A 4656-nucleotide genomic window follows, 5' to 3' on the forward strand; every position below is an offset into this window, starting at 1 on the left:
AAACAGCGCCTACCCAACACGGGGAGCGCAAGTGTCTATCTATTTTTAGGATTCACTATAATAACCTTTGGTGTGAGTTGATGAGGATATTGAGTTCATTAGCTCATTGGTTCATTTCACGTTTCACGCATCACGTTTCACACCCAGTCTTTGACCGGAGAGCATGTCAACAGTTGCGAGCTAGCACCATCGGTTAATAGCGAGGTACGAAATGGCACACATCACCAAGCGCGAACTTGACAACCTCTGCGAAACCCTACGCGCCGCAGATGCCGATATTCGGGACATCGTGATGTTCGGATCCTTCGTCTATGCTCCCTCTCTGGCGCGGGACATTGATCTGCTCGTTACGACCACCAAGCGGAAGGATTACGACGTTTATCTCGATGCGGTGGCAGACTTCCCGATAAATGTGGATGTGATAGCACGACAGCCGGGGGAGAGAATCGGTGACCGCATCGCTTGGGGTATAAAAGCTGTCGGGCAAGTTATCGCGGGTGATGGAAAAACGATAGATGAGGTGATGGAGGTGCCTGCACCGACTTTTGAGAATGTTCGACAGTTGTTCATTAGGGCAGATGAAAACTGGGAAATTGCCAAGCAGGAACAGAATCCTTTTCTAAGGGATGACAAATATCGAGATACTTTCAATAAACTGTTTGATGTGGCGCGTAATGCTGCAATGGCGTATCTAAACAGCGAACAAACAAGATGGGGACAGTTACGCCGTGCATTACCTCAACCCTTCTCGGAGCAGTTTAGGCAAATTATTGACACGCTCCACATCAATTACGGCTATGATGGCGATTATCCCATAGACGATGTTGACGCAGAATTTCAGCGTCGCAGAGATCAGGTAGAGCAGTTTGTGGACGATTTGGAACAAGCCGCTTCAGGAGATCCCCTTTGACAGCAGAAAGAAAGCCATGAAAGACCTACTACAAATCAACAACCGAAAACCGACGCGACAAGTGGAGGTCGGAAACATATCGATCGGGGACGGGAACCCAATCTCGATCCAAACGATGACCACCACACTGACCCACGATATTGACGCCACACTGCGCCAAACCGAACGGTGTGTGGAAGCCGGTGCGCAGATTGTCCGTGTTGCCGTTCCAGAAGAGAGCGATGCGAAAGCACTGCCCGAACTGGTCAAACGCGCCCCTGTCCCGATTGTCGCAGACATCCATTTCAATTATCGGTACGCGCTGGCAGCCGTTGATGCCGGCGTTGCGAAGGTCCGAATCAATCCCGGTAACATCGGGGTTGAAAAACGGATCGCACAAGTCCTCGCCGCTGCCAAAGCTGCGCACATTCCAATCCGTATCGGCGTCAACGAAGGATCACTCGAAAAAGACCTGTTGGATAAATACCCTTCACCCACAGCCGAAGCCCTCGTTGAAAGTGCGATGCGCCACGTCAAAATCTGCGAAGATCACGACTTTACAGACGTTATCATCTCCGTCAAATCTAGCGACCCCCTACGGATGATCGAGGCGAATCGGCTCCTCTCCGCTAAAGTCCGCTATCCACTCCATCTCGGTGTAACGGAAGCAGGCACGCCGCGTCGAGCGCATGTCAAATCTACGATTGGCATCGGCACACTGTTGATGGAAGGCATCGGTGACACTATCCGCATCTCGATCACCGGCGATCCAGCGGAGGAAGTCCTGACAGCGAAGGAGCTGCTCCGCACACTCGGCTTAGCGGATAACCTCCTTGATGTCGTCTCATGTCCGTTCTGTGGACGTGGCGATGCAGAAGCGGACTACGAAGGCATCGTTGCCGTCGCTGAAGAATTGTTGGAAAAACACAATATCAAGATCCCTGTCGCTGTCATGGGGTGCGAGGTGAACGGACCGGGCGAAACCCGAAACGCAGAGGTCGGAATCCACTTGGGTGGCAAAGAACTCGCCGTACTGAAGATCCGTGGCGAAAAAGTCAGAACATTTCGTGGGAAAGCTGAAGTCAATCCACAGTTTTTGGCGAGCGCACTCTTAGAGGCAGCACAACAAGTGCAAAATGAGGCGGGAAAAGAATAGATGGCTGAAATAGATGAGAAAATCGTCGTCCGTCAAACGGAAGCGATAACCACAATCCGACTGAACCGCCCCGAAAAACTCAACGCCGTTGACCGTGAGATGCTGAATATGCTTGACGCAGAGGTGAACCGTTTGCATCAAGACGAATCGGTGCGCGTCGTCGTGCTAGAGGGAAGCAGCGAGCGTGCCTTCTGCGTTGGGGCAGACCTCAACCATATCGCAACCTTTGCTCCTCCTGACATCCGCAAATGGGTCAACGATGGGAATCGCGTCCTCAGTCGGCTCGCCAATCTTCCGGTCCCAGTGATTGCAGCGGTCCACGGCTACGCGGTCGGAGGCGGACTCGAATTCGCGCTAGCATGTGATCTGCGGATCGCGTCAGAGGACTCAAGTTTCGGTCTGCCGGAAATTACGCACGGCTGGTTTCCGGGGTGGGGTGGCACCCATCGACTGCTGAACGTCATCGGTGAGTCAAAAGCGAAAGAGATGGTCCTTCTCGGTGAGCGGATTGATGCCCAGACCGCACAAGGCTTGGGATTGGTGAATCGCGTCGTTCCTAGGGAGGACCTTACAGACGAAGTGCAAGAGATCGCCGAGTCACTCGCTCAGAAAAGCCCAGTTGCGGTAAGAGCCGCCAAAGCTGCGTTGACGCGAAATCCGATGCCAGAAGATGGCTATGAGATCTCCTACGAAGCGTTAGCGTTATCGACCTGTTTCACAACGCCGGAAGTACAACAAGGGCTGGAAGCGTTTTTGAGTCGGAAGCGTGAGGCGTGAAGGGTGTGTATCATTATTGCCTGAATCACAGATTTAGCGGATTCAGCGGAAAACACGGATAAGCAAACGAAACCCAATGCCCCATCAAGGACTACTATAAGATCCGTTTATTGGTTCATTTATCACGTTTTACGTTTCACGTTTCATTCATAGAATCCCGATAAAATTGGGACTGAAGTGGGTACTCCTCGCTCTTTCTATATGAATCAAAAAGGAATCAACCCCATGGCAAGTGAATTTCTTGTGGACGGAGATCTATTTGTCGAAGTAGTGGACAACAACGACGGCGGAGGCATCCCACTCAAACGGCTCCAAACACTCAGCCAAGCACATCGGGACGGCACCTTTGACACAACCGCCTTCCCATTTGAGCGTTCCAACGGATATAACGGTATTCGTCAACTCTACAGTCAAAAGGGACCGCAGGAGAACATCTTTCGCTCCGGTTGGGGCAGCAGCCTCAATTTTGAATTTGTGTTCGACGTTACTGGTGCAGCGATGACACCACGCTGGCTTGACGGCAAAAATGGCAACCCACCGACACCGAGCCGACTAACCCGCCTCACCGATAACTCAGTTCGCTTAGAAACCTTTGTCCCCGAACCGCACCGCGTTGACGTGAGCACCACCTTCACGCTCGTCCCGCCCTGTTACATCGATTGGGAAACAACAATCGTGGCACGCTCCAACGGTTTCGAGGGAGATTGGCTGGGGCTATTCTGGGCAAGTTATATCCACGCCCCTGAAAACAAAACAACCTATTTTCGCGGACATCGAGACAAAGACGCTCCGATGGAATGGATTCCGTCTTTGGAAGAAAGACCGCCTGACCCACGCGTTTTTGCCAGCGAAACAGATCCCCTGCTACCAACCGAAACCGACCCAAACGGAAGGTTGTTTCACAATATACGCCCAATCAGATATGCTGAACCAGTGTTTTATGGACGCTGGCGTAATATGATGCTGGAAATGATGTTCAAGCACAAAGACAATCTACGATTCGCCATTCAACCAACGGGCGGCGGCTTGAACAACCCTGCATGGGACTTCGCCCTAGTCATCAGGGACTGCGCGGTGCTAAAACCGTATCATTTTAGTGGTCGCGTCGTCTTCAAACCCTTCGTCAGTCCTGAAGATGCGTGGGCAGAGTATCAGAGGTGGATCGAGATGAACCCATAGACTGTATCCGAGGCCCCTCCCGTCTCACTTGAAAGGAATTTTGAAAGATGGCAAGCAATCGTTCAGATGTTCTTCATACCGAATGGAAAAACCTCATCGAGAACCTCAATGCTACTGGTGATGACCGAGGAGACCCCTGTTTCCAGAAAGCTGTATCGCGTCTAGAATCGCTCTGGCAGGAACGCGTGACTAACCAGAGAGACGAAGCATCGGCAGCGCTGCTATCTGCTCTGGCACAGGCGCTGACGGTTTACTCCACCACCGAATCGGTCACGAAAGCATTCGTCCAGCTTCTGCCGGAAGTTCTCCGTGTCTCTCAAAGTCCGTTCGGTTTCCTCGCAGAGATCCGTTATAGTGGGCAGAACAGGCCGTATCTATACTCACATGCGGTTACCGACATCTACAAACCCGGTTTCGGCTTATACGACATCGTCACCGATCTCCAGTTTCATAACCTGGACACCTTGAACGGAGCAATCATGACCGGTCGGCGTCCAGTGCTGACCAACGATCCGCCGAACGACCCGCGTAGTGGGGGCCTCCCCTTCGGTCATGCGGGACTTGAGGCATACCTCGGACTGCCCTTTCTCGTGGACGACGATCTGGTCGGTGCCACCTCGCTCGGAGACCGTCCGGGCGGCTACTCAGAGCGGGA

At 52.4% G+C, this 4656-nt stretch carries 5 protein-coding genes; all 5 read left to right on the forward strand.

Annotation, left to right across the window (positions count from 1 at the left end; genetic code table 11):
* The first annotated feature begins 211 nt into the window (after positions 1–211).
* Positions 212–910 (forward strand): hypothetical protein, encoded by a 699-nt coding sequence (locus J4G02_17000; GenBank protein MCE2396249.1) that lies wholly within the window; start codon positions 212–214, stop codon positions 908–910.
* A 16-nt stretch (positions 911–926) separates the two neighbouring features.
* Positions 927–2045 carry a flavodoxin-dependent (E)-4-hydroxy-3-methylbut-2-enyl-diphosphate synthase gene (gene ispG / locus J4G02_17005; protein MCE2396250.1) on the forward strand — a complete coding sequence of 373 codons (1119 nt, stop codon included), beginning with the start codon at positions 927–929 and terminating at the stop codon, positions 2043–2045.
* Complete coding sequence (locus tag J4G02_17010) at positions 2046–2822, forward strand: enoyl-CoA hydratase/isomerase family protein (GenBank protein ID MCE2396251.1); 777 nt, start codon at positions 2046–2048, stop codon at positions 2820–2822.
* Positions 2823–3047: 225 nt separating this feature from the next.
* Positions 3048–4001 (forward strand): hypothetical protein, encoded by a 954-nt coding sequence (locus J4G02_17015; protein MCE2396252.1) that lies wholly within the window; start codon positions 3048–3050, stop codon positions 3999–4001.
* A gap of 47 nt (positions 4002–4048) precedes the next feature.
* The coding region (locus J4G02_17020; GenBank protein ID MCE2396253.1) for a GAF domain-containing protein at positions 4049–4656 on the forward strand (608 nt) is incomplete at its 3' end.

The organism is Candidatus Poribacteria bacterium (assembly GCA_021295755.1).
In the GTDB taxonomy this organism is placed as follows: domain Bacteria; phylum Poribacteria; class WGA-4E; order WGA-4E; family PCPOR2b; genus PCPOR2b.

Bases quoted from the DNA above. Each gene is read 5' to 3' on its own strand.
- J4G02_17000 (MCE2396249.1), top strand. From the start codon at position 212: ATGGCACACATCACCAAGCGCGAACTTGACAACCTCTGCGAAACCCTA.
- ispG (MCE2396250.1), top strand. From the start codon at position 927: ATGAAAGACCTACTACAAATCAACAACCGAAAACCGACGCGACAAGTG.
- J4G02_17010 (MCE2396251.1), top strand. From the start codon at position 2,046: ATGGCTGAAATAGATGAGAAAATCGTCGTCCGTCAAACGGAAGCGATA.
- J4G02_17015 (MCE2396252.1), top strand. From the start codon at position 3,048: ATGGCAAGTGAATTTCTTGTGGACGGAGATCTATTTGTCGAAGTAGTG.